Source organism: Cupriavidus campinensis (genome assembly GCF_905397395.1).
GTDB classification, from domain to species: domain Bacteria; phylum Pseudomonadota; class Gammaproteobacteria; order Burkholderiales; family Burkholderiaceae; genus Cupriavidus; species Cupriavidus campinensis.
In genome coordinates this window covers 77,857-103,815 of sequence record NZ_CAJPVH010000012.1, presented here as the reverse complement: position 1 = coordinate 103,815, position 25,959 = coordinate 77,857, and the positions used below count along the sequence as shown (strand labels likewise).

18 protein-coding genes are annotated in these 25,959 nt (G+C 64.8%); 5 read left to right on the top strand and 13 right to left on the bottom strand.

Annotated features, from left to right (window positions below; all coding sequences use genetic code 11):
• Nucleotides 1-15 precede the first annotated feature (15 nt).
• The 5 genes from KHO18_RS10225 to KHO18_RS10205 all read right to left on the bottom strand — a co-directional run bounded on the left by KHO18_RS10225 (nucleotide 16) and on the right by KHO18_RS10205 (nucleotide 7,989).
• A complete protein-coding gene (locus tag KHO18_RS10225) occupies nucleotides 16-3,138 on the bottom strand; it encodes an efflux RND transporter permease subunit (protein WP_144197743.1) in 3,123 nt (1,040 codons plus the stop codon).
• A gap of 15 nt (nucleotides 3,139-3,153) precedes the next feature.
• Complete coding sequence (locus tag KHO18_RS10220) at nucleotides 3,154-4,338, bottom strand: efflux RND transporter periplasmic adaptor subunit (protein WP_244844682.1); 1,185 nt, start codon at nucleotides 4,336-4,338, stop codon at nucleotides 3,154-3,156.
• A 1-nt stretch (nucleotide 4,339) separates the two neighbouring features.
• Entirely contained in the window at nucleotides 4,340-5,677 is a 1,338-nt protein-coding gene (locus KHO18_RS10215) for a TolC family protein (protein WP_211943126.1), read from the bottom strand.
• 278 nt (nucleotides 5,678-5,955) lie between these two features.
• Nucleotides 5,956-6,804 (bottom strand): HpcH/HpaI aldolase/citrate lyase family protein, encoded by an 849-nt coding sequence (locus KHO18_RS10210; protein ID WP_144197741.1) that lies wholly within the window; start codon nucleotides 6,802-6,804, stop codon nucleotides 5,956-5,958.
• Nucleotides 6,805-6,816: 12 nt separating this feature from the next.
• On the bottom strand, nucleotides 6,817-7,989 hold the full coding sequence (locus KHO18_RS10205; protein ID WP_186296827.1) for a CaiB/BaiF CoA transferase family protein: 1,173 nt from the start codon (nucleotides 7,987-7,989) through the stop codon (nucleotides 6,817-6,819).
• Between the two features lie 144 nt (nucleotides 7,990-8,133).
• Between KHO18_RS10205 and KHO18_RS10200 the strand changes: the two genes are divergently transcribed.
• Entirely contained in the window at nucleotides 8,134-9,123 is a 990-nt protein-coding gene (locus KHO18_RS10200; RefSeq protein ID WP_211943120.1) for a LysR substrate-binding domain-containing protein, read from the top strand.
• 119 nt (nucleotides 9,124-9,242) lie between these two features.
• Nucleotides 9,243-10,223 (top strand): tripartite tricarboxylate transporter substrate binding protein, encoded by a 981-nt coding sequence (locus tag KHO18_RS10195; RefSeq protein ID WP_211943119.1) that lies wholly within the window; start codon nucleotides 9,243-9,245, stop codon nucleotides 10,221-10,223.
• 16 nt (nucleotides 10,224-10,239) lie between these two features.
• On the opposite strand, the gene tssE is transcribed toward KHO18_RS10195, so the two are convergent.
• The 8 genes from tssE to tssB are packed head-to-tail and all read right to left on the bottom strand — an operon-like array spanning nucleotide 10,240 to nucleotide 19,770.
• The gene (gene tssE, locus KHO18_RS10190) at nucleotides 10,240-10,671 is read right to left on the bottom strand and encodes a type VI secretion system baseplate subunit TssE (RefSeq protein ID WP_144197738.1); all 432 of its coding nucleotides are present in this window, start codon (nucleotides 10,669-10,671) and stop codon (nucleotides 10,240-10,242) included.
• Nucleotides 10,671-13,361 carry a type VI secretion system ATPase TssH gene (gene tssH, locus KHO18_RS10185; protein ID WP_211943118.1) on the bottom strand — a complete coding sequence of 897 codons (2,691 nt, stop codon included), beginning with the start codon at nucleotides 13,359-13,361 and terminating at the stop codon, nucleotides 10,671-10,673. Before tssH ends, tssE begins: the two co-directional genes overlap by 1 nt.
• 59 nt (nucleotides 13,362-13,420) lie before the next feature.
• On the bottom strand, nucleotides 13,421-13,906 hold the full coding sequence (locus KHO18_RS10180; RefSeq protein WP_092293497.1) for an Hcp family type VI secretion system effector: 486 nt from the start codon (nucleotides 13,904-13,906) through the stop codon (nucleotides 13,421-13,423).
• Between the two features lie 4 nt (nucleotides 13,907-13,910).
• Complete coding sequence (locus tag KHO18_RS10175) at nucleotides 13,911-15,647, bottom strand: OmpA family protein (protein WP_144197736.1); 1,737 nt, start codon at nucleotides 15,645-15,647, stop codon at nucleotides 13,911-13,913.
• A 10-nt stretch (nucleotides 15,648-15,657) separates the two neighbouring features.
• The gene (locus KHO18_RS10170) at nucleotides 15,658-16,305 is read right to left on the bottom strand and encodes a DotU/TssL family secretion system protein (protein ID WP_211943117.1); all 648 of its coding nucleotides are present in this window, start codon (nucleotides 16,303-16,305) and stop codon (nucleotides 15,658-15,660) included.
• Nucleotides 16,302-17,648 (bottom strand): type VI secretion system baseplate subunit TssK, encoded by a 1,347-nt coding sequence (gene tssK, locus KHO18_RS10165; RefSeq protein WP_211943116.1) that lies wholly within the window; start codon nucleotides 17,646-17,648, stop codon nucleotides 16,302-16,304. Before tssK ends, KHO18_RS10170 begins: the two co-directional genes overlap by 4 nt.
• Nucleotides 17,649-17,668: 20 nt before the next feature.
• Complete coding sequence (gene tssC, locus KHO18_RS10160; protein ID WP_144197733.1) at nucleotides 17,669-19,231, bottom strand: type VI secretion system contractile sheath large subunit; 1,563 nt, start codon at nucleotides 19,229-19,231, stop codon at nucleotides 17,669-17,671.
• 23 nt (nucleotides 19,232-19,254) lie between these two features.
• Complete coding sequence (gene tssB, locus KHO18_RS10155; RefSeq protein WP_144197732.1) at nucleotides 19,255-19,770, bottom strand: type VI secretion system contractile sheath small subunit; 516 nt, start codon at nucleotides 19,768-19,770, stop codon at nucleotides 19,255-19,257.
• 295 nt (nucleotides 19,771-20,065) lie between these two features.
• Between tssB and KHO18_RS10150 the strand changes: the two genes are divergently transcribed.
• The 3 genes from KHO18_RS10150 to KHO18_RS10140 are packed head-to-tail and all read left to right on the top strand — an operon-like array spanning nucleotide 20,066 to nucleotide 25,911.
• Nucleotides 20,066-22,405 (top strand): type VI secretion system Vgr family protein, encoded by a 2,340-nt coding sequence (locus KHO18_RS10150; protein WP_211943115.1) that lies wholly within the window; start codon nucleotides 20,066-20,068, stop codon nucleotides 22,403-22,405.
• A 7-nt stretch (nucleotides 22,406-22,412) separates the two neighbouring features.
• Nucleotides 22,413-25,052, top strand: a complete 2,640-nt coding sequence (locus tag KHO18_RS10145; protein WP_211943114.1) for a glycoside hydrolase family 19 protein — start codon at nucleotides 22,413-22,415, stop codon at nucleotides 25,050-25,052.
• Entirely contained in the window at nucleotides 25,045-25,911 is an 867-nt protein-coding gene (locus tag KHO18_RS10140; RefSeq protein ID WP_211943113.1) for a tetratricopeptide repeat protein, read from the top strand. Before KHO18_RS10145 ends, KHO18_RS10140 begins: the two co-directional genes overlap by 8 nt.
• Nucleotides 25,912-25,959 lie beyond the last annotated feature (48 nt).

Here is a 25,959-nt window from a genome sequence, read left to right as displayed (position 1 = left end):
TTCACGATGCCTGGCTTACGATGCCAGCGAGGGCGAGATCCGGTTGTGGTCCTCTTCGTCGGACTCTTCGTCCGGCCAGGAGCGTCCCACCATCCACTCGTACAGCGTGGGCAGCACGATCAGCGTCAGCAACGTTGCCGTAATCAGACCGCCGATGATCACGATGGCCAGCGGGCGCTGCGTCTCCGAGCCAATCGCGCGCGAGATCGCCATCGGGAACAGGCCCAGCATGGCCAGCAGCGCCGTCATCAGCACAGTCCGCAGCCGGTCCATGGAGCCGGCCAGCACCGCGTCGCGCACGGAAAGCCCTTCGTCGCGCAGCTGGTTGAAGTACGTCACCATCACCACGCCGTTCAACACGGCCTGGCCAAACAGCGCGATAAAGCCGATCGCCGCCGAGACGGACAGCGGAATCCCGGTCAGGAACAGCGCGAACACGCCGCCGATCAGCGCGAACGGGATGTTCGAGATGATCAGCGTGGCGCTCTTGAACGACTTGAACGCGTTGAACAGCAGCAGGAAGATCACCAGCACCGACAGCGGCACCACGATCGACAGCCGCGCCATGGCGCGCTCCTGGTTCTCGAACTCGCCGGACCAGCTGATCTTCACGTCCTCGGCGTTGACGTTCTTCTTCACCAGCGCCTGCATGTCCTTCACCACGCTGCCCATGTCCCGGTCGTGGATGAAGATGCCGATGGACGTGGTGCGCTGGCCGTTCTCGCGGCTGATGTTCATGGCGCCCGAGGCGGCCCGGAACGTCACAAGTTGTGACAACGGCACCTGCGCGCCATCGGCGGTCTGCATGAAGATGTTCGGCAGGTTCGGCAGTTCGCGCTCGCCCGGCTTCAGGCGCACGGCCACGCTGAAGTGGCGCTCGCCCTCCCACAGCTCCGTGGCGGCCTTGCCGGCCAGCGCGGTTTCCATCAGGTCCTGCACGTCCGCCACGTTGATGCCGTAGCGCGCCGCCTGGGCCCGATCGAACTCCAGCACGTACTGCGGCAGTTCGCCGTCGCGGTCAATGAACGCGCGCATCACGCCCTTGACCGTCTGCACGTTCGCCAGGATCTGGTCCGCCACCTGCTTGTTCTGCTGCAGGCTGTCGCTCTGCACCTTGATCACGATCTGGCCCTTGATCTGGGAGATGCTCTCAAGAATGTTGTCGCGCACCGGCTGCGAGAAGTTCGGCTCGATGCCCGGCAGCCGGCGCAGGTTGTGGTTGATTTCCTCGATGATCTTGCGCTTGTCGTAGCCGGCCCGCCACTTCTGGTCCGGCTTCAGGTCCACCAGGATCTCGACCGTGTTGATCAGCTTCGGGTCGGTGCCGTCGTCCGGGCGGCCCACCTTCGAGATCGTGGTGTTCACCTCGGGCGTCTGGCGGATCACGGTGCGCAGCTTGCGCGCCTGGTCGCGGGCCTCGTCCAGCGAGACCGACGCCGGCAGGTCGAAGCTGACCCACATCGAGCCTTCGTCCAGCTCCGGCAGGAACTCGCTGCCGAGAAACTTGCCTACGCCCACCGTGGCAACCAGCAAGGCCAGCGCAATGCCGACCACCATCTTCTTGTGTTCCAGCGCCCACTTCAGCATCGGCTCGTAGAGCCGCTTGCAGTGGCGCACCACGAAGTTGTCCTCGTGCGCGATGTTCTTCTTCAGCAGCAGGTGGCACAGCAGCGGCACCACGGTCAGCGAGATGATCAGCGAGCCGATCAGCGCCCCGGTCACCGTATAGGCCATCGGCGCGAAGATCTTGCCCTCGTGGCGCTGCAGCGTGAAGATCGGGATGTGCGCCGCGATGATGATCACCATCGAGAACACGGTCGGCCGGCCCACCTCGGTGGTCGCCAGCAGGATGGCGTTGAGCCGTGCCCTGCTGTCCTGGATCTGCTGCTCCTTCAGCTCGCCCAGCCGCTTGAAGATGTTCTCCACCACGATCACCGCGCCGTCCACGATGATGCCGAAGTCCATCGCGCCCAGCGACAGCAGGTTGGCCGGAATGCCCACCCAGGTCAGGCCGATGAAGGTGGAGAGCAGCGCCAGCGGAATCACCAGCGCCACGATGGCCGCCGCGCGCACGTTGGCCAGGAACAGGTACAGCACCGCCATCACCAGCAGCGCGCCTTCCACCAGGTTGCCGAACACCGTGTGCAGCGTCTTGTCGATCAGCGTGGAGCGGTCGTAGTACGGCACGATCTTCACGCCCTTGGGCAGGATGGTGCTGTCGAGCAGGTCGATCTTCTGCTTCAGCGCGTCCAGCACGATCGACGGGTTCTCGCCCTTGCGCATCACCACGATGCCCGAGACGATATCGTCCTCGTCGTCCTGCCCCATCAGCCCCTGCGGCGGCGCCGAGCCAACCTTCACCTCGGCGATGTCCCTGACCAGGATCGGCGTGCCGTTCTTCTCGCTCACCACCACGTTGGCGATGTCCGCGGAGGTGCGGAAGCTGCCCAGCGAGCGCAGCAGGAACTGCTGCCGGCCATGCGCCACCGCGCCGCCACCGGCGTTCGAGTTGCCGCGCTGGAGCGCCGTGAACAGCTCGGACAGCGAGATCCCGGCATCGCGCATCCGCGCCAGGTTCGGGTTCACCTCGTACTGCTTGATGCTGCCGCCAATCGTCACCAGATCGGCCACGCCGGGCACCTGGCGCAGGTTCTTCTCGACCACCCAGTCCTGCAGCGTGCGCAGTTCCTGCGGCGAATAGCCCTTGCCGGTCAGCCGGAAGCGATAGATCTCGCCGATGGCGGTGGAGAGCGGCGCGAGGTCCGGATGCACGCCATCGGGCAGGTCCACGCTGCGCAGCCGCTCGATGATCTGCTGGCGGGCGGTAACGTCCGTGGCCTTGTCGTTGAACGTGACCATCATGAACGACAGGCCGAACTGCGTGTGCGAGAACACCCGCACAGAGTTCGGCGTGCCGGCCAGGGCGGTCTCGATCGGGATCGTGACCTGCCGCTCCACTTCCTCGGCCGCACGGCCCGGGTAGAGCGTGATCACGTTGACCTGGATGTCGGAGACGTCCGGGAAGGCCTCGATCGGCAGGTTCTTGAAGGCGGCCAGGCCGCCCGCCACGAAGATGACCAGGCCGAGCCAGACGAACAGCTTCTGGTGCAGCGCAAAGTTGACGATACGCGAGATCATGTGTCCGCCATTCCCTTACTTGGCGGACGCGCGCGCCGCATTGACCGCCGTGGCGTCGCGCAGGATGTCCTGCAGATAGAGGTTGCCGTCGGTGACCACCACCTCGCCATCGGCCAGCCCTTCCAGCACCTCGGTCATGCCCGGCAGGGACACGCCGGTCTTGACCAGGCGCCGCTCGAAGGTGTTCGAACCCTTGCGCACGAACACGTAGTTCTTGTTGTCAGCCAGGAACACGGCCTTCGACGGCACCGCGATCCCCTTGAACGAGGCGGCCTCGAGGCGCGCCGTGACGAACATCTCGGCCTTCAGGCGGCGGTCCGCGTTCGGCACGGTCAGCCGCACCTTGATGCTGCGCGACGCCGGGTCCACGTAATCCGCGATCTTGACCACGGTGCCCTGGAACGTCTCGCCGGGATAGGCGGCGCTGGTCAGCTGCACCGTCACGCCCGGCTTGAACAGGCCGAGGTCCGCCTCGGCGGCATCCACCTGGGCCCACAGCGTGGTCGGGTCGGTAATCAGGAACAGCGGCGCGTTGGGCGCCTGGTCCGGGCGCAGTTCCATGCCCGGATTGATATTGCGCTCCACCACCAGACCCTCGATGGGGCTGCGCAGCGCAAAGCGCTGGTTCACCGCATCGCCACCGGCCGCAGCGCCGTACATGCGCAGCGCTGCCTGCGTGCGTTGCTGGTCGGCGGCGGCGCGGGCGCTGTCGGCCTGCGCCTGCTCCAACTCCTTCTGGGCGACGATGCCGGCGCTGTACAGCTCGCGCTGGCGCGCCAGGGACTTGGCGGCCACGGCGCTGTCGGCGGCGGCCTTGCGGGCATCGGCCTGGGCGAGGCCATAGTCGGGCGAGGTCAGCGTCGCCAGCGGCTGGCCGGCCTTCACGGTCGCGCCGGGTTGCACGAGGATGTCCGTCACGCGGCCCGCGAACGGCGTGGTCACGCGCACGGTCTTGTCCTCGTTCCAGACCAGCCGGCCGGGCAGGTTCAGCATGCGGTCGCCGCCCAGCTTCACCGGCTGGCCGACGATGCCGGGCAGGGTCTTCACCGACTCCGGAAACTGGATGACCTGGCCGCTGACCTTGGGGTCGTCGTCGGCCACGGGTGCCTCCTTCTTGCCGCAGGCGACCAGCGCCAGCGCGCAAAGTGACCCGACGGCAGCCAGGCGGAGAGAACGGAACCACTGGGACGAAGACGGCATGTTATGGGCGCGACGCATCGGTACGGACCTGGGGAAGCGTGTTGATATCGGATTGGGTAGCTTGCAGCGCGGTGCGGTAGGCGGCCAGCGCCTTGGCGTAGTTGCCCTGCGCCTCGACGGCATCCACGCGGGTCTGGCGCAGCGCGCGGCGCGCGTCGAGCAGGTCCAGCACGCCGGTGGCGCCCTTCGTGTACGCGAATTCGGCGCTGTTCGCCACGGACTCGGCGGCCGGCAGCACGGCGGTCTGCATCTGTTGCAGCGTGGCGCGCGCGGCCTCGAGCTGGCTGCGCAGGCGCTCGATGTCGTTCTGCGCCTCCAGCAGGATGCGGTTGCGGTCGTCCAGCGCGGCGTAGTAGTCCACCTCCGCGCGGCGCGCCTCGCCGCCATTGCTGTGGCGGACGAACAGCGGGATCGAGATGAACACGCCGTAGCTGTTGCCATCGCCATACGTATTAGTGGGCGATTGCGGATAGTGCTCGGCCTGCGCGCCTACCGTCACATCGGGCACACGGCCGGCGCGGGCCAGGTCGCGCGAGGCAGCGGCGGCGGCCAGCCGGGCTTCGGCGGCGGTCACGTCGGGGCGGCGTTGCAGGACATCGGGGTCCACTGTCGGCACCGGGGTGTCCAGCGCGGGCCAGTCCGGCACCAGGCGATTGTCGATCAGCGTGCCCGGCACGCCGATCGCCGCGGCCAAAGCCGCCTTGTCGCTGGCGTGGTCGGCCTGGGCGTTGCGCAGGTCGCTCTGGGCGCGCAGCGTTTCCAGCTGGAGCTTGGTGACGTCGGCGCGGGAGATGTCGCCGGCCTTCAGCCGGGTCTCATTGGCTTGCTGGGTGCGGGAATACAGGCCGACGGTCTCGGTCAGCACCTCGAGCCGGGTCTGGCTGACCACGGCCTCGTACCAGGCCTGGTCCACCGCGCCAAGCTGTTGCGCCACGATGGCCTGGGTGGTCTCGCCGGCGGCGGCGCTGGCCTTGCGGGCCGCATCCACGCGCAGGTTGCCCTTGTTGGCCGTTTCGATGACCTGATCGATGCGCAGCGTGGAATCCACCGTCTTGCTGCGCAAGCTGCCCGATCCCACCCCCGCGTGCGGATTGATATTAGTGACCCCGAGGCTCAGGACCGGATTCGGCCGCTGCGAGGCGATCTGGACATCGGCCTGGCTCGCTTCCTCGCCGCGCCGGGCGGCAATGATGTCGCGATTGCAGCGCTGGGCGTCGAGCCGCGCCTGGGCGAGCGTCAGCGTGGCCTTGGCCGGTGGCGGCACACAGGGGCCGTCCGGGGGCATCGGCTGGCTGGCGGCGTGGCCAGCAACGGCTGCCACAGCCAGCAGCACGGCCATGGCGGCGCGGGAAACTGAAAAATGCACGATCGGTCTGGCTCAATGTCACTTCGGTCTGACGTAAACGACCGTGCCAGCCGAACGGTGCACCGGGCGGACGATTTTCTTTCATCGCTCCCCGGGAACCCGCTCTTTTAGCCGCGCTGCCTTGCCGCGCACGATCTCCCGTGCGCATTCAATCGCAATCTCATTACAAACGGCTTTCATCTTGTCGGCATTCCCACCCAAATGCGCCCAACGTGTGGGTCGGGAAAACACCGATTGGCGCTACGTCCGGCTCAGGCGGAGGTGGCGGCCGGGCCGGGCGCCGCGGCGACTATTCTCAATGCGCGCTCGAGCACAGGGCGGTCCACCATCTTGCCGTCCACCGCGATGGCGGCGCCCTGGGCGGCGGCGGCCTGCTCCACCACGCGCCGCGCCCACGCCACTTCCTGGGCGGACGGCGCCAGCGCCGCATGCACGCCTTCCACCTGGTTCGGATGGATCAGCAGCTTGGCGCCGAAGCCAAAGCGGCGTCCCCGGGCGGTGTCGGCCGCCAGCGCCTCGGCATCGCCGATGGCGGTGCAGACCCCGTCGACCGGCGCCGGCAGCCCGGCCGCGCGCGAATGAAGGACCAACTCGCTGCGGAAGTGATGCAACGGCTCGCCGTCGTCGGCCACGTCGAGATCGAACATCAGGTCGATACTGCCGAACACCAGCCGCGTGACGCCCGGCGCGCGCGCTACCTCGTACAGATCGGCAAACCCGGCGGCCGTCTCCAGCAGAGCATGGCAGTGGGCATCGGGCAGCTCGGCGTGGAGGGCGGCAAGCGCGGTGGCGTCGGCCTTCGGCAGCACGATCTGGCGCACCGACTGCGCGCGGCACCAGGCGAGATCGTCGGCAAACCATGCGGTATCGGCGCCGTTCACGCGCACAAGAAGCTGCACGCCGCCCACCTGGGCGGCCGTCCGCAGGCCACTCCAGGGAGCGGAAAGGCCCGCGCGGGCCTCCGCCTTCGCATCGGGGGCGACGGCATCCTCCAGGTCGACGATGACCGCATCGGCGCCGGCCGACAGGGCCTTGCCGATACGCTCGGGGCGGGAGGCGGGAACGAACAGGTAGCTGCGCGGTACGCGGGGAGTGGTCATGGCCGGCTCCCCTCAGACCACGCCATCGGCGTGAAGTTGGGCCACTTGCGCGGCGGAACAGCCGATTTCCGCCAGGATGGCATCGGTATGCTGGCCGACCGCGGGAATCGGATCCATCCGCGCATCGGTCAGGCCCGGCGGCAGCAACGCCGGGATCTCGCCGACCGGCGACGCCACGGTGCGCCACCGCTCCCGCGCGGCCAGTTGCGGGTGGTGCCAGACATCGGCCATGGTATTGACGTTGGCGTTGGCGATCTTGGCCTCCTCGAGCCGCTGCACCACCTGCTCCGCCGTCATGTGCGAGAACGCCTCGACGATCCGCGCCCGCAACTGGGCCCGATTGGCGCTGCGCAGGCTGTTGGTGGCGAACGCGGCATGCGTGGCCAGCGCCGGCTCGCCCAGCACGGTCTTGCAGAAGACCGACCACTCCCGCTCGTTCTGCAGCCCGAGCATCACGGTCTTGCCGTCGCCGGTCGGGAACGGGCCGTAGGGGTAGATGGTGGCGTGGGCGGCGCCGGCGCGCGGCGGCGGCTCGGCGCCATCGAAGGCGTAGTACATCGGGAAGCTCATCCACTCGACCATCGATTCCAGCATCGACACGTCGATCCGCTTGCCGCGCCCGGTCTGGCCGCGCTCGATCAGCGCCGCCAGGATATTGCTGTAGGCATACATGCCGGCGGCGATGTCCGCCACCGAGGCCCCCGCCTTGACGCCCTCTTCGGCCGTGCCAGTCACCGAGACGAACCCCGATTCGCTCTGCACCAGCAGGTCGTAGGCTTTCTTGTCCCGATAGGGGCCGTCGCCGCCGTAGCCCGAGATATCGCAGACGATCAGGCGCGGATAGCGGGCCGACAGCGTCTCGTAATCCAACCCGAGCCGGGCCGCCGCCCCCGGGGCGAGGTTCTGCACCAGCACGTCCGCGCGCGCCAGCAGCCCTTCCATCACCGGCGTGGCGCCGGGCGCCTTCACGTCCAGCGTCAGGCTTTCCTTCGAACGGTTGGTCCAGACGAAATGCGAAGACAGGCCGCGCACGCGCGTGTCGTAGGCGCGGGCGAAATCCCCCGGGCCGGGCCGCTCGATCTTGATCACGCGCGCGCCAAGGTCCGCCAGCTGGCGGGTGCAGAACGGCGCGGCAATCGCCTGTTCGAGGGAGATGACGGTAATGCCGGCTAAGGGTCGGGTCATGGCGATAGGGTCCGGGGGTGCTCGATGCCGCCAATCTACCCGCGTGCCCCGACTATGTGAAATAGGGATTGCCAAAGCCTCCATAAGTAGAATCAATACCCTCAACGAGAGGACACCCGACGAACGGGACAGGAGACAGCGGCGATGGACATCCGGGCAATGCGGTATTTCGTGGCGATCGTCGACCACGGCAGCCTGACACGCGCCGCCGAGGTGGTCTGCGTGGCGCAGCCGGCACTGAGCCAGCAACTGGCAGCGCTCGAGGAGGAATTCGGCGTGCCGCTGGTGCATCGCGGCGCCAAGGGCGTGCGGCCCACGGAGGCCGGCAAGACGCTTTATCGTCACATCAGGAATATCCTGCGCCAGGTCGAGATTGCCGGCGCGGATGTCCGGGTGGCCGGCTCGGAGATCTCCGGCAATGTCGCCATCGGCCTGCCGACCACGGCAGCGGCGGCCTTCGGCATGCCGTTGATGCGCGCGGTGCGGCAGCGCTATCCACAGGTGCGGCTGCAACTGTTCGAAAGCATGAGCGGCTATATCTCCGAGCTGCTCAACCAGAACCGGCTCGATTTCGCCATCCTGTTCCGCGACACGGCGTCGCGCGCGGTGGAGCCCGAACCGCTGGCCAGCGAACCGCTCTACCTGATCGGCACGCCGCCCGGGCGCACCACCCGCTCTGCCACCATCGCGCTGAAAGCCCTCGACGGCATCCCGCTGGTGCTGCCTAGCGGCTCGCAGGGCCTGCGCGAGGTGGTGGAGCGCAGCTTCGCCAAGGCCGGCATCGCCCTGAACGTGGTGGCAGACCTCGATTCGCTGCCCTTCCTGCTGGCCGCGGCCCGCGAGGGGCTGGCCTGCACGGTGCTGCCGGCGTCGTCGCTGGGGGAGAGTCCGGGCGCAGAAGGGGATGGGGCTGGGGATGGGGATGGAAAAGGGGATGCCGAAGGGGGCATCGGGCGCCGCCTGATCCTGCCGGAACTGCGCCGCACGCTGTCGCTGTGCTGGCCCCGGGCGCTGCCGCGTTCGAACGCGGCCGAAGCCGTGGCCGAGATCCTGCGGGAGATCGTTGCGGTGCGCATCGCGCAGGGCGGCTCATTGGCGCCGCCCCCCTCCCCTGCGGCCCCTGCCGGCCGATAAGAAATCCTTATGGCCATAGTCGGCGATTGAATTTCTCCTGCGCACCAGCCTCGGCTAGAGTGGGCGCCAGCATGGGCGGGACCGACATCCCAGATAACCGCCCGCCACAGGAGACAACAATGCTTCGCACCCTTCCCGCCCTGGCTGGCATGGCCATGGCCACGGCCCTTACGCTGGCCGCCGTTGGCGGCGCCCACGCCGACACCTATCCCAGCAAGCCGATCCAGATGATCGTGCCCCAGGCGCCGGGCGGCACCAATGACATCGTCGCGCGGCTGGTGGCCGCCGATCTGTCGCAGCGCCTGGGCCAGCAGGTGGTCGTCGAGAACCGTCCCGGCGCCGGCGGCAACATCGGCACCCAGGCCGCCGCGCGCGCCACTGCGGACGGCTACACCCTGCTGATGACCATCAGCAGCACGCAGGCGATCAACCCCTCCCTGTACCGCCAGATTCCGTTCGACCCGATCAAGGATTTCGAGCCGATCGCCCCCGTGGCGACGGTGCCGAACGTGCTGGTCGTGAATCCCGCGTTCCCGGCCAAGTCGATGGCGGAGTTGATCACCATGGCCAAGGCCAAGCCGGATTTCTACCGCTACGCGTCGGCCGGCAATGGCACGCTGAACCACCTGCTCGGCGAGATGCTGAACAGCATGGCCGGCATCAAGCTCGAGCATGTGCCCTACAAGGGTGTGGCGCCGGCGTTGAACGATGTGCTCGGCAACCAGGTGCCGATGGCCTTCGCCAGCCTGCCCTCGGTGCTGGCCCATATCAAGGCCGGCAAGGTGCGCGCGCTGGGCGTGAGTTCGGCCAAGCGTTCGCCGTTCGCGCCGGATATCCCGGCCATCAGCGAAACCGTGCCCGGCTATAGCGGCGACCTCTGGGTTGGCCTGTTCGCCGTGCGCGGCACGCCCAAGCCGGTGACAGAGAAGCTTGCCAAGACCCTGCAGGCCGCGCTGGCCGACGCGCCGCTGCGCGACAAGCTCGCCGCGCAGGGCGCCGAGGTGCTCACCGGCACCCCGCAGCAGTTTTCAACCATGTTGCGCGCCGATATCGACAAATGGGGCAAGATCGTGAAGGCCTCGGGCGCCCAGGTGGACTGACTCTCCTCAGGTTCCCTCAGTCGCGGTCCTGCACCGCGCGTAGCAGTGTCAGCCGGGTCTTGCCGTCGGGCGTGAAATGCGTGCCAAAGCGCACCAGCCCGGCCCGGCGCAGGTGGCAGGTCATCGTGAAACTCAGCAGCATCCCGGGCTCGGTATCGTCGATATCGATATCGATGGCCCGGAGCCTCGGCTCGTAGCGCAGCAGCGTCATTTCAATCTCACGCTTGAGCGTGTGCGCCGACGAGGGCAGGTGCCGGTAGATGCGCGACAGATCGCCCAGCCCATAGTCCGGAAGGTGGGCCAGCCCGCCGCGCCGGCTGTTGAGAATGCGCTGGATATTGTCCTGGACGGACAGGAAAGTCTGCGTCGCCAGGTCGAATTCCTCGACCGGCACCCCATTCGCAAAGTGCCCCGTGATTGCCTCGAACAGGCCCGGGCCGCCGGCCATTACAGGTCAGCCTCCGCCCGCGCCGCATCCTCGTCAAACTCCAACCCGATGCCGTCCGCGTCCGAGAAGGTCAGCCGGATCGTGGCCGCGGCGCCCGCCTCCGCTGTCTTGTTCCCCATTCTTATTAGCAGCTCGCGGGCCAGCACCGGCAGGATCTGCTGGTCGAGCAGGCTGTCGATATTGCGCGCGCCGGTGTCCGGCAACAGGCAGGCGGCGACCAGCGCGTCCACCAGCCCATCGTCGTAGCGCAGCGGCACGCCGAACCGGCGCGCCACCCGCTCGCTGACCTTGTCCAGCTTCATGCGGACGATTGTCGCCATGGGCCCGGCGGCCAGCGGCCGGAACACCACGGTCTGGAACCGCGCCAGCAGCGCGGGCTGGAAATGCTCGACCAGCGTCGGGCGGATCGCCTCCATCAGCATGCCGGGGGTGGCCGCGCCGCCAGCCTCGGCCACCGCGTCCGTAGCGGTCAGGATCTGGTCGCTGCCCAGATTCGACGTCATCACGATCACCGTATTGCGGAAGTCGATCACCCGGCCTTCGCCGTCGCGCATGAAGCCACGGTCGAACACCTGATAGAACAGGCTCAGCACGTCGCGGTGGGCTTTCTCCACCTCGTCGAGCAACACCACGCTGTAGGGGCGCTGGCGCACCGCCTCGGTCAGGACGCCGCCCTCGCCATAGCCGACGTAGCCGGGCGGCGAGCCCTTCAGTTGCGACACCGTGTGCGCCTCCTGGTATTCGGACAGGTTGATCGTGATCAGCGCCCGCTCGCCGCCGAACATCAGGTCGGCCAGCGCCCGCGCCGTCTCCGTCTTGCCGACCCCAGAAGGCCCGACGAGCAGGAACACGCCGATCGGTGCGTCTTCGGCCTTGAGCCCCGCCTTCGCCGCCCGCAACCGCTTGCCGAGCGCTTCGAGCGCCTCGTCCTGGCCCACCACCACGCGGCCCAGCCTGGCCTCCAGATCCAGCAGCGTGGCCAGTTCGCTGGCCAGCAGGCTGTCCGCCGGCACCCCGGTCCAGTCCGCGATGACTTCGGCGATCGCGTGCTCGTCCACCTCGGCGCGAATCAGCGCCTCCCGCCCGGCTGAACCCACGGCGCGGTGGGCGGCCTCAATCGAGGGCGCGAGATCCTGCCGCAACGCCTCGTCCGCGTCCTGCCATTGGCGGCGCAGGCCGAACAGGGTCTCCGTCGCGGCCTTCTGGGCGGCGAGGGTCTGCGTGAATCGGGCGAGATCGTCATCCAGCGCCTCCAGCCGGCTGTCGATGGCGCCGATCCGTGCGGCGTCACGGATGCCCGTGGCGCCGTCGTCCTGCGCCAGCGCAGCCCGCTCGGTCTCCAGCGCCGCGCGCTCGGCCTCGCACCGGGCGAAGGCAATCGGCGTGGTGTCCTGGCTCATGCGTACCCGCGCGGCGGCGGTATCGAGCAGGTCAACCGCCTTGTCGGGCAACTGGCGCCCGGTCAGGTACCGGCGCGAGAGCCGCACGGCGGCGACGACCGCCGCGTCGGTGACATGCACGTCATGGTGCCGCGCATAGCGCTCCTTGAGGCCGCGCAGCATCAGGCAGGCAGCCTCGTCGTCGGGCTCGTCCACCTTCACCATCTGGAAGCGGCGCTCGAGTGCCGCGTCGCGCTCGAAATACTGCTTGTACTCCGACCACGTAGTCGCCGCGATGGTCCGAAGCTCACCGCGCGCAAGCGCCGGCTTCAGCAAGTTGGCCGCGTCGGCGCCGCCAGCGCTGTTACCCGCCCCGATCAACGTGTGGGCTTCGTCGATAAACAGCAGGATCGGCGTCGGCGACTGCTGCACCGCCTCGATCACCTGCTTCAGCCGCTGCTCGAACTCGCCCTTGACACCCGCGCCGGCCTGCAACAGCCCGAGGTCGAGCGTCAGCAAGCTGGTGTTGGCGATGATTGCCGGGACATCACCCTCCGCGATGCGCAGCGCCAGCCCCTCGACCAGCGCGGTCTTTCCAACCCCGGGCTCGCCCACGAGGATGGGGTTGTTCTTGCGGCGCCGCGCGAGGATGTCGATCATCTGCCGGATCTCGACATCACGGCCAAAGACCGGATCGATCTGCCCGGCACGGGCCTTGGCGGTGATGTCGATCGTAAAGCGGCCCAGCACCGGGTTGTCGGGGCGGTCCGCCACGGTTGGCGTGTCGGTTGGCAGGGGAAGGATCTCGGGCAGCCGCTGCGCCTCGCTCGATACCTGGTCCAGCTCCGGCATCAGCCGCTCGATCTGCGCGGCGGAGACACTGAGCAGCGGCCAGGCATCCGGCGCCCGCAGCCAATGCGGCGCTTCCACCAGCGCGGCGAGCAGGTGCGCCGAGCGAATCTCGGCGCCGCCCGGCGCCCCCACCGCCGCCGTCGAGAGCGACGCGCGCATCCATGCCGCCTCCAGCCACTGGCCCACGCGCGGCGAGAGCCCGGGCCGACCGCGCAGGTCATGCGGCAGGCGGTCGATAGCGGCGAGCAGCGCATGCCAGATGGCATCGACATCGAGTTCATAGCGCCGCAGGATCGCCAGCAGGTCGCCTTCGCCCAGTTCGAGCAGCTTGATCAGCCAGTGCTCGACCTCGATGTCCCGGTGGGCACGGGTCTCGCAGAGGCTGGCCGCCTCGGTCAGCGCGCGGGCGCAATGGGGGTTCAGGCGTCGCAGGAACGGGGAATAGTCGCGGGCAGTCATGAGGGAGAAATGGCGATGGACGCGAAGAAAAGGCCGGCGCGCGGCCGGCCCGGCCTTACTCAGGCACGCTCGTTCCAGCTATCGGCATGGATGATGTTGCCGTCCTTGTACGACCAGGTGATCTTCTCGTAGCGCAGCTCGATGCTCTCGAGATGGTTGTGCTTCTCGAAGGCCGGGCTCTTGATGTCGTGCATCTTGGGCGTGACGCCGACCACCTTGACGTTCTCGAGCTTGGTGTTGAAGTACTCCTTCTCCTTGCCGGCATCGTCGATCTTGTACCAACGGATCTCGACGGCCTTCAGCGTCTGGCCGCTGGAGACGGCCTTGTACAGATACGGCGTCGAGGCGTCGGTCTCTTTGGTAAAGACGATCGGCTCGTGCACGCGGGTGCCCGTCAGCTTGCCGGTGTTGGCATCCGTCGGGATCTTGACCGCATGGTCGAACGCCACCACCTCGACACTGCCCTCGCGGCCCGAAACCGTGACCGAACCCTTGATGTCGGCGCCACCATCGTCCTTGATCCACATGTATGCGGGAATTGCCATTTGCTTACTCCTTCTGCTGAAATGAACAGGCCGACTGGCCAGAAGTGACCCGATCGCCGTCACGGCAATCGGGAACAAGGGTGATCTCCACACGGCGGTTGGCGGCGCGGCCCGCCTCGGTATCGTTGTCCGCCTTCGGACGGGTGTCGCCGTAGCCTTGCGTCGCAAAATGCGTCAGCGGCAGCCCGGCGGCATCGGCCAGCCAGTTGCGGACGGACACCGCGCGCGCCTCGGACAGCCGCAGGTTGCTGCGCGAATTGCCAGTGGCATCGGTGTGGCCGGCCACCAGCACGCGCTTGTCCGGATGCGCCCGAACCATCTCCAGCGCGCCAATCATCACGCGGTTGGAGCCCGGATTCAGGGTGGCGCTACCGCTGCGGAACAACGCCAGGCTGTCCAGTTCGATCGTGACCGGCGGCGGAGGCGGCGGCCGGTAGCCGGCAATCAGCGTATCGATGGGCGCACGCAGCGCGGCGCCGCGATACAGGCCGAGCCCGAGCCGCAGCGGCACGCCGTTGCGGGCATGGCGGTCGAGTTCGTCGCGGTCACGCCGGACGGTCTTGAGGGCATCGACACGCGCCGCATCCTGTTCCGGAGCCAGCGCGCGATAGCGGTCCATGTTGCCCGTGACCCGCGCCACCAGCGCCCGGTTCTGCCATGCCGAGGCGGCCGCAGCTGCACAGAAAGCCACCGCCAGCCACACGAAACCATGCGCCAGCGCCCGTGGCAGCGCGCGCCGGACCGGCTGCCGGCCGATGCCGAGGATCAGCGACTCCGGGAGCGGATAGCGGACACCGCCACTCCCTTGTGCGCGATGCGCCCCGGCCAGACCGGTGATGCGCGCCACGGCCCCGGCAAACAGCGACTTGTCGGCTGGCGTGCCGTGTACCGCGATCACGCCGACAGCGGCCACCTGCACCGGTCGTCCCGTGCGGCGACCGTCGCGGCTGCCTTCGCGGCTTTCGTCCCGCATGGGCGGCAGCAAGGCCGCTTGCACCCATCTGGCCAACGCATGCAGCCGGGTAGCGCGATACCACCGCGCGGTGCGGTCGGCCGGCCCGGCGGTGCGCGCGTAGGAATCGAGGCTCGCCGCGACTTGCGCGATCCATGCCTCGTCCGCCAGCGCCGCTTCGCCAGACATGCCGAACCACGGACATTCGTCCGGCGGCCCGTCCGATGCCTCACCATAGACCGCGACGCACACTGGTAGCGGATAGTCCACGGCGCGGCTGGCCTCGCCAATCGCGTGGCGCAAGCGGCCGAGCCGCGCGTTCAGCGTTGCGGCGTCGCATATCAGGTCGGCAGCGGCCAGGCACACCACGGCGTCCGGCCCCTGGCCGTCGCGCCAGCGTTTCAGGGCGTCCGCCACGTGCGCCAGCCGCGCCGGATCGTCCACGCGGACCCAGATCGCGGACTCGGTGATGCTGACCAACGCGTCGCCGAACGCCGACGCCAGGGCGCCATCCGGCTCGCCTACGGCCAGTACGAGCGGCGTATTGCGGCGCATTTCGCCGGGCAATGCATCGAGCGACGCGTTGACAGCTTCCAGCACGGCCCGGGAGGCTCGCCGGCGTGCCCGCCCGCGCCGTGTGGCGACGATCATCGCCGCCAGCATCAGCGCCACGACGAACATGCCCAGCAGCAGATTCCAGGTGGCCGACCACGGCGAGCACAGCCCAAGCCATGCCAGACAGAGCGCCGCGATCCAGCCAGCCAAGGTGCGATAGGGATAACCGGTCACGTTACGCCCTTCAAGCAGCCAGCCGCGCGATGGCCGCGTCGAGCCAGCGATCCAGCGCCAGATAGACCAGCCCGGCGCCGAGGAGCGCGAGCACCACCCAGGCGACCGGCGAAATGTGCCAGTCGGCGCGTCCCTTGCCATGGGTGACGATGACCGGCCCGTTGCCCTGGTCGAGCCCCGCGCGCGCCAGTCGCTCATCGAGCGCGCGCAGCAATGCGGCGCGGTCCGTGGCGCCGTTCAGGGCGAATCGCCCCTGGAAGCCCAGCCCAAGCACCACATGGAAGACCGCGAGCAACGGCAGCACCGGTTGGGGCGCTGCGAGGCGCCGTTCGATGCGGTCGATCAGCGCGTCACCCGCGTCGTGACTCTGGAACTCCTTGACTTGCAAGGGCTCGTGCTCCCACTCGTCCCGGCTCGCCCCTTCCAGGTGGCGGAGCGCGAACTCGTCGAGCAGCGCGCATTGCGCATAGATCGCGTCCTCGACGACATCCGGGGATTGCCCCGCCGCCCGGAGTTCCTCACGCAGCCGGGCGATATGGCCCAGGCACGTTTCACGGAACGCCGCGAAGGTCACGGGCCTGTCCCCGCCGGCCAGCGAAGCGACAGTCAGGGCCGTATCGCGTAGCGCGAGCGGAAAGATCGGAAGCGAAGTTGTCATGCCGGCAATACCGCGAAGAGTTCGAGCGAGACGTCCGGCACGGAAGCCGGCACATAGAACTGGCACGCCCGCGCGTCCAGCATGCGCCGGAATGCCGGGTGGGCACTGTCAAGCGCGAAGTACTGGTTTTCGATCCGCACGGGAATGGCGGCAGGCAGGCGCGACATCGTCCGCAACGGAATGCCGGGCAGCGCCGAGTTGACGATCTGCGAGACTTCATCCGGCGCCCCCGCCTTGCAAAGGCGTGGCAGTTGTTCGAGCAAGGCGTGCGCCGGCATGCCAGCCTGCACCGACAGGTAGTACTCGGTACCTTCGACCAGCCGCTCGTCGAGGATCTTGCCGTCCCAGATCGTGGGCCGCAGCCGTTCCAGTGCAATCGGCACGACGCGCGACGGCACCACCGCATCCACCAGCCGCCGAATCATTGACTCCAGTTCCGCGAACACGGGCTCCGGCGCCATGTGGTCGTAGGCTGGAATGGCCTGCAGGGTCTCCGTGGTCGAGAACGTCAGCAGCGCGCCCGCCAGCCGGGCCAGCACACGGTAGAGTTGCTCGGGATGCTGCTGCGGGGCCGCGCGCAGCCGCGCCAGCTCCGGCCAGGCACTGTTGACACTGTGCAGCAGCCAGAACAGTGCCACGTCGGCCACCGCGTAATCGGCCATCTGGTCGGAACGCTCACGTCGGCGCACGCCCAGGCTCGCACTCTTCGCGCTGAGGATGGTCGACAGCCGCACCATGCGGGCGGTCAGCTGCTCGCTTGCGGACAGGAACAGGCTTGGCGGCACGTAGCCCGGATCGAGTTCTATCTGCCCCTGCGGCGTGCGGACAATCCGGGCGATCGGGCACGTCACATAGTCGCCCTGTGCCTCGCCATCGAACAGCAAGGCCAGTGCGTGACGCTCGACGCTGATTTCCTCCTTGCCCTCACCGTGCAGGTCGGCGACCTCCAGGTACTCACGCACGAAGCGGCGCGGCCGCGCCGGCCGCTCGCCATCCTCGACGCAATTACCACCCAGTGCGTCCAACAGCGGCAGCCCGATCAGGACCACCGCCGCGTCCGCGCCCGCGGGCAGATCGGATAGATCGCGCGCCGCAGGGGTCCGGTCGGCCGTCTCCGTATCGATCACGGTGCCATCGGGCAGGCGCACGGCAAGCGAACTTACCGCGAGGCGATTCACTGACAATGCCTGGGTATCGATGACGACGCGCACGACGCCCCATGGTTCCGGGGTGGCGATACGCGCAATCTGCTCGCCGGCGTGGCGCTCCCATAGCGCCTGCTGCTGGAAATGCTGCGGCGTCATAAAGATGCCCTGCGCCCACAGCGGTCTTGTGATCTTCATGGTATCGGGCCGATTCCGCTTCAGTTCTTCGCCTTGGGCATCTGCGAGACGAGCGACAGGTTGATGTCCATCCCCTCGATCTGGAAATGCGGCACGATGAACAGCTTCACGCGGAAGAAGCCCGGGTTGTCTTCGATATCCTCGACAATGACCCGCGCGTCGCGCAGCGGGTGCGATGCCTGCAGTTCGTCACCCGGATCGGTCATCTCGGTCACGAGCGTCTTGATCCAGCTGTTCAACTCCAACTCGAGGAGGCGGCGGTCCTTGGTGGTGCCGATGTTCTCGCGCTGGATCAGCTTCAGGTAATGCGCGATGCGCGACAGCAGGAAGATGTACGGCAGGCGCGCGTTGACACGGCTGTTCGCGGTGGCCTCCTTGGTGTCGTACAGGGCCGGCTTCTGGGCCGAATGCGCCGAGAAGAAGCACGCGAAATCGTGATTCTTGTAGTACGACAGCGGGATGAAGCCGAGGTTGGCGAACTCGAACTCGCGCGTTTCGGGAATCAGTACCTCGGTCGGGATCTTGGCCTGGTTGCCTGTGCCAAGGTCATAGAGGTGAATCGGCAGGTCCTCGACCAGACCGCCAGCCTGCGGGCCCCGGATCTGCACGCACCAGCCGTTCTTGATGAAGCTCTGCACCATGTTCGCGGCGAACGAGAACGATGCATTGGCCCAGAGGTAACGGTTGTGATCCGGCCCCTTGACCGCCTCCGTATAGTTGAACGCGCGGACCGGCACGGTATCCGGGCCGTACGGCAGCCGCGCCAGGAAGCGGGGTAGCGTCAGGCCGATATAGCGTGCGTCGTCGGATTCGCGGAAGCTCTTCCACTTCAGGTACTCGGCGCGGTCGAAGTAGTTGCCGATGTCGCGGATCGCCGCCACGTCCTCCATCGACGTCTTGCCAAAGAACTCCGGCGCCACCGCACCCACGAACGGCATGTGCGCAGCCGCCGACACCTTCGAGATATTGCGCAGCAGGGCGATATCCTGTGGGCTACGGTCGAACGCGTAGTTGGAGATGATCGAGCCGATTGGCTCGCCGCCCGGCGTGTCGTACTCCTGGATATAGGTGTGCAGGTACAGGCCGCTCTGGATCACCTCGGGGGTGTCCTCGAAGTCCTGGCGCAGCGCTTCCTTCGAGACGTCGAGCACCTCGATCTTCACGTTCTTGCGGAAATCGGTGCGATCGACCAGGAATTTCAGGCCGCGCCAGGCCGATTCGATCTCCTGGAAGGTCTCGTGATGCATGATTGCATCGAGCTGCCGGCTGATCTTCTCGTCCAGATGGGCGATGTGGAAGTCGAGCAGGCTCTTGTCGAGCCGGTCCACCTGCTGTGACGAATCCTGGATCATCTTCAGGAACACGTGCATGGCCTGCGCCACGCGCTCGTCGAGCGAAGATTCGGACAGCGCGTCTGCGCTCTGGAACGACTCCACCGGCCGCGTGCTACGGACCGGCGACAGGTTGATCTTCTCGCAGAGCGCTTCATAGACGCTCTTGCCCGGCGCGTCGAGGACGACGGCAGCGGCGGCGCTATCGGCGGCGCTATGGGTACGTGCAGACAGTTCTGGCTTCTTTTCCATGGAAAAAATCCTCGGGTAACGGGTTACTGGGCGGAGGCCGGAGCCGGGGCGGCCTGGCCAATCTTCTGCAGATCGGCGCGCAGGCGCTCGGACAGCCCGGGGTCCTTGAGGATCTTCTCGAGTTCGCGACGGAACATTGCGTTATCGAGCAGGTTCGACTTGAGGTCGCGCAGGAGATTGCGTGCCGCCATCAGCGCGCGCAGTTCGGGCACCTTGCCGGCTACCACCTCCGGCTTGAAGTCATCCATGGAATGGAAATCGAGATCGACGGGCAGCTCGGAGCCATCCGCTGCGAGCGTGTTCTCGACGGCAATCCTGGCCCGCGGGTTGAAGTCCGCCAGCACCGCATTGAAGTTGTTCTTGTTGATCGAGACCTTCTCCCGCTCCGCCAGCGCGCGGGTGTCCTGCCCGCTGCTGTAGTCGCCCATCACCAGCAGCTTCAGCGGCAATTCCACCTTCTTCTGCGCGCCGCCGGTGTGCAAATCCAGCTTGATGTTGATCCGTGCCTTGGGCACTTCGTTCTGGAAGCTCTCTGCCATTCTCGATTTCCTTCTCCAACAGGTTTCAATCCACGCGGCGATCGATTCGTCTCGATCAGCCGCACGGCCGGTAGACACGCAAGTCCGGGAGACTATCTTTTTTATTTCTTACTGTATTTAGGTGACTTCCTAAAATTCGTCAGACTTTTGATCTTTTTTATCTAAATCAATTTTTCGACATAGTCCTATTTTCCTCAAAGCCACAAGGCGGTAAGGTGCGGCGCGCAGGAGCATGTCGCTTGCATCGCGACATGCCTGACGTGCTACGCCGGCTTGCCGGCCATGGGGAGAGACGATGTCGGCTGGGGTTGCAACACTGAAGGCATATGGGGAAGCACTGCTCAAGGGACTGGGCGGACAGCAGTCGTACTTCCTGAAGGTGCCGGGCGCGGAGACCGCAGTCGGTCTCTCGGTGGTGTCGTTCGAGGCGGTGGAGCAGCTGGGCGCTCCCTATGCCGTCACGATCCAACTCACCCACCCGCTGGAACTCGGGCGTGCCAGCTACCTCGGCAAGCCCGCCACGTTCGAGATCGACCCCGGCGATGGCACCGAGCCGCGCAAGTTCGCGGGATGCATCACACAGTTCTCCAAGACCGCGCGGACGCAAGACTTCCACGGCTACCAGATGGTGGTGGAGCCCCTTGTGGCCCGGCTTCGGCTCACCCGCTCCACCCGCGTCTACCAGCACCAGACCGCGCCGCAGATCATCGAGGCGATCCTGCGGCGGCATGAACTGGTCGGCCACCAGTTCATCTTCAAGCTGCGCCGCAAGTACCCGCAGCACCCGTTCCGCTTGCAGTACCAGACGTCTGACTGGGACTACATCCGCCTGCTGATGGAGCAGGAAGGGCTCTATTCCTATTTCCTTCCTGGGAAATTCGGCGAAATGGTGGTGTTTGGCGACGACATCGACCATTACCTCTACAAGCCTGAATTACGTGTGCCCTACCGGGAGACCGCCGGCCTGGAGGCCGGTGTCGAGGCGGTCTTCAGCATTCGTACAAATGCTAGAACCGTCCCCGAATCGTTCCTCGTGGCGGACTACAACCCCGACCTGGCCTGGGAGCCGTTGAAGGGCGAAGCCAATATCGCGCGAAAGGACAAGACCACTTACGGCCAACCTTACGTCTTCGGCACCCATCACCTCGATTTCGATGGCGCCAAGTGGGAGGCCCAGCTTCGTCACGAGGCCGCCATCGCCTGTCAGGTGGAATACGAGGGCGAGAGCAACGTGCTGGAACTGCGTCCGGCGCGGATCCTTCGAATGGATATTGACCTGCCCGACGCACCCAATGGGCAGGTCATCACCGAGGTCACCCATACCGGCGCGCGCGATGTCGCATATCGCAATTCCTTTAAATCAATTCCTTCTGATCGCCGTTTCCGGCTGCCACTGGACGAGGCCAACTGGCCAAGGATCCCGGGCACGCTGAGCGCCCGCATCACCTCACCGAGCCAGTATCAGTACGCCTACCTGACCCAACAGGGCTACTACACCGTCCGCTTCGACTTCGATTTCGAGAAATGGCCCGGTGGCGGCGAATGCGTGCCCCTGCGGCTGGCAAAGCCGTTCGCCGGCGCATTCCAGACAGGATTCCACTTTCCGCTGATCGACGGCACCGAAGCCGCCATCGCGTTCCGGGACGGGAACCCGAACAAGCCCTACATCGCCCATGTTCACCACAACAGCCGCCAGACGGACCTGATTACCAATCATGACCGCTGGCTGTCGCGCAACGTCATCCGCACGCAGAGCGACAACAAGCTCGAGTTCGAGGACTGGGAAGGCCAGGAGCACGTCAAGCTGTCCACGGAGCATTCCGGCAAATCGCAACTGACACTTGGCCATATGGTGGATGGGAAGTGGAAGAAGCGGGGGGAGGGGTTCGAGTTGCGGACGTCCGGTTGGGGGTCGATCCGGGGCGGGAAAGGGTTGTTTATCTCGGCGGACGACCAACCGGGCGCGCGAGGCGAGCAACTGGCCATGTCCGAAGCGGAAGATTCGCTGCGCCAGGCAACGGAGACGATGCTGAATTTGAACAAATCAGCGGAGGCAGCTCATGCCTGGCTTGCCGACATTGATCGGCAACGCGAATTGGTAGAACAGACGCTATTCAAACTAAAATCATCCGCGATTCTCACTCACGCCCCCAAAGGCATTGGTATCGCTAGCGGTACGGATATGCAGATCGCCGCACGAAGGCGAATCTTCATGAATGCGCGCGACGGGTTGGATGTCGGCGTCATGAAGAGACTCACACTTGCCGCCGGGGAGGCAATCTCGATATTTGCGGCGCGGGTCGGAATTCGAATCTTCGCAGCCAAAGGAAAAGTGCAAGTACAAGCACAAGACGATGCACTGGAGTTGATGGCGATGAAGAACGTTGTGATCAGCGCCTCTCATGGCGAGGTCATGATGACTGCCGCAAAGGGCATCACTTTAGGCGATGGGTCTGGCGCGTACATAAAAATCGCGAATGGAAGGGTTGAAATAGCAAGCCCGGTGGGCGAGATCAACGTCAAGGGAAGTCTACGCGCGCAGAGCCCGGCTGGTGGAAGTTTCGCATTTCCGGCCTGGCATGCGATGCCGGTTCAGGATGTGAAGGGCACCATGAACTTCAGCTTCTCGAAGTGAGGGTTCCGTGACAACGACTTCATCCAATCCCGAGCGTACTCCTCCCCTGAAGAAACTCAACTTCGCTTTTCCTTTTCGCAAGGCAGCCGAAGATCAGAACAAGCCGCCGAAAGACTTTACCGATCCACAGGAATTCCTCGGGTTGCTGCACAAGGAATTCCACGGCGCATACGCAGTAAGTCGCGAGTGGCTTTGGCACGGCGGCATCCATGTGACTGCCACCGGTGCGGGGTCATCCTTGGACCTGAGCCACGGCGTCCGATGCATGGCGGATGGCGCGATCGTGGCATGGCGCCTGAATAAAACATATCTTGCTAACGATTTGCCCGCAGATGGAGAGGTGCCAGCATTCCAAGCCCAGTACAGCTCGGGCTTTGCACTCGTACGCCACATCATGGAGTTCCCCGCGAGTAACTCGCTGACCTTCTACAGCCTGTACATGCACCTGCAGGACCTCGCAAGTTACGACGCGGACCAGACGCAGTTGCGCCCCTCGTACTGGACCAAGTGGTTCCGAGTAGCAAGCGGGGCCAATGACAAGCCAAATCCGAGTGCTAGCGGGATGTCTGCCCCTCCGGAACATACTGGCTTGCAAGTCAGCGCTTCCAAGTCGGGAGGAAGAATCATTGGCATCCTCCCTAGGGGGGCGGAGTTCAGCCTCACTAAGCGGGAGGGAAACTGGGGGCAAATCGAAGCCATCCACGCGTCAGCGTTGGTGCCACCCAGGGTCGGCAGTTTCATCGAAGCCGACGCCGCTGTAGGTGGATGGATCAATCTGGAGAGGAACGGGGATACACACGTAATCACTCCTTTCACGCCCGACGCCGCACTTGATCGCGTCGTGGTGCCCGTCGCACCGATTCCTGTAAAGGCAGGGGATTTCATTGGTCATATCGGCAGATTCGATTCCATCACGGATCGAAATGCGGCCCGTATGGTCCATCTGGAGTTTTTTTCCGGCAGCGAGATCCAAATGTTTATAGAAGAAAGCCGAAGATGGCTCGTGGAAAACGCAGCAAAATTAGCAAAGTGGAAACAGTTAGGCTTATCCGCTACGCCGACCATCCTCAGGATAGACACTGGCACCAAGCTTTACGCTAGTCCCAATTGGGAAGGCAGGGATGCCCCGACGACCGATGTCATTCAGTCCCACTCGCTGGCGGAACTCGCCAAGGGTCCTGAAGGGCCTGTGATCGAAACCAACCGAGGCAGCGATGGCAAGAGAATGCGCTGGTGGAAGGTCCCGAGTGCCGATGCGCGCAGGCGGGAAATATCAGGTTGGATACGCGAAGGGAATTTCGCCGGCGGGCGCGTATCTAGGGAGTTCGCCCAGAAGTGGGTTGACTTTGAAGTCTTGGACGCTCTGCATGATCCGGCCCACACCATCTTCGCCTCGACCGAGCAGTGGGCGGACTATGCCAGTGGGGCCGATGTTCCGGCCGTCGGCGGAATTAACAAGCTCAGCCCGCTGATGCAGGTCGTATTTCGACAACTTTTCGAAACCAACGACGGAAATCAGGCAGCGAACGATCTGGCTGTCGCCTCACAGGATAAATGGACAGCCTTGCGGGCGTCTCGCCTTATCGTCAGGCACGAGAGTGAGTGGGCCAATCCTGAAAAGTGGGATCAACTGATCACGGCGATCGAGAAGACTACGGGCCCAACGGTAACGCTGAATGCCGAGTGGGAGCGCATTCAGAAGCTCGTATGGTGGGAGGAGGTAGGCGCTCAGCTCCCGGGGTTTTCCGAGCCGAACGTTTTCCACATCCATCCTATCGCCATGGTTGGAAATTTCCGGACAAGTTGTTCCTGTGCTGGCCAACTTCTATCTGAGGAGGATCTTCAGCAGATCGCCCTAGGTACACCGAGAGCGAGGATCCAGGAGTATGTATCAGCCCTGAATACCGCATTTGCCGACTACAAATTCGACACATGCATATCACGCGGACATTTTCTAGCGCAGATTCTCCACGAAAGCGGCGGTCTGAATTTTACGCTGGAGAGCAATGGAAGAGGCGAGTTGCCATACGATCCCTGGCGTGGCCGTGGCTTGATGCAGATCACATTTAAGGCCAACTACGACGAATATCAGCGATACACGGGCGAGGACGTCACTTCAAACCAGCTCGCCATGGAGAAACTCGAGAAAGCGCCGCACGCCCTTCTCTCCGCCGCTTGGTTCTATGCAGTTAAATCAAAATTAATCGATGCCAGCGAGGTCGATGATTTTATTTGGATCACCCGAGTCATCAACGGGGGATTCAATGGATACGACCATCGACTTCAGTACTTCAATCAATCCATCCCCGTTCTCGGCCTTCAAGGCTGCCTGAAGCTGAACAGAAATGGGGCATATCGATTTGAAGAGAGCAAAGCATATCGGGAGAAGAGAGCATCGTTCGCTTGGGGCCTATGGAATGACCCTGGACTAACTAAGCGCGGCATCGCCATAAAGACGAAATCGGAAGCGATAAAGGGATATACGCGCTATCTGGAACTTGACGATATAGCAGGAAAGCCCACAGACAAGAAAGGCGACCCAAAGGACAAAGGGTGGTATGGAATCGGCCGCCAGATCTTTGTCCGGAGTTACTGCGAAACCAGACTTGCGGAAATTTCAAAGGGTAATCAGGAACAGCATGATTAAGCAGATCACGCGCGCAGCCGGCACGCTTTGCCTACTATTTTCGTTTGCTTCCCAGGCCGCAGCCCCTAGTTCTTCGATATCGGGAGAACTTGAAGGCGAAGGTGCCGCAGGGCAACTAATCTATTCGATTAACCACGATGCGTTGCTTCTGCAATATTTCTCATCGGGTACGAAAAGGAGATTGACATACAAGGTTCATAAATTTGACGCGTGCAGTACGATGGCGGTCTATCAAATACCCCACACGCGCCAGATCGCTATTGACGGCAGCTGTTTGAGCCTGGGCGGACAAATCCTCGTGGAGATTTACGAGTGGAAGGCTCCGCACTCCAATTGGTGCCTCGTGCGTGGCGTTGCAGGAGAGCGGAGTGACAATTTTTACGAACCGAATCAAACCCTGAGCGTCTCGCGCGCGATTGGATGCACCCCCCCCGGGAGTCGCGACGTTCGAAACTTTGCGTCTCTAACCGAAACGGCTATGGAGGTGAACGTGGAAATCGAGGCGCTGAAGAAAACTATCAAGGATGGTACTCAACTGACGGAATATGCACGCACCGTTCCCTATTATGCGATCGCCGAACTCGTCCCATACGTGAGCCCCGACAATGTCGAAGCGCTTAACCGCCTTGCCAGTTGTCTCATCAGGAATGGTCGAGCGTCCGAAGCTACCCCACTTCTCCAAAATATAGTCGCAAAATTTCAAGCAATACCGGGGGCGAAATTGAACCTCGCGGATGCTTACTGGGAAACGGGTCATCAGGCTATCTCCTCGCGGATATATCTCGAGTACTACGAACGTGCAATCAGCCAAGGAATTCATGACATCCCGGCACGTGTACTCGAACGGAAGGCAAATTAAGGCATGACGGAGCGTGTTATGAGCATGGTGAAGTTCATTGCGTCGGAA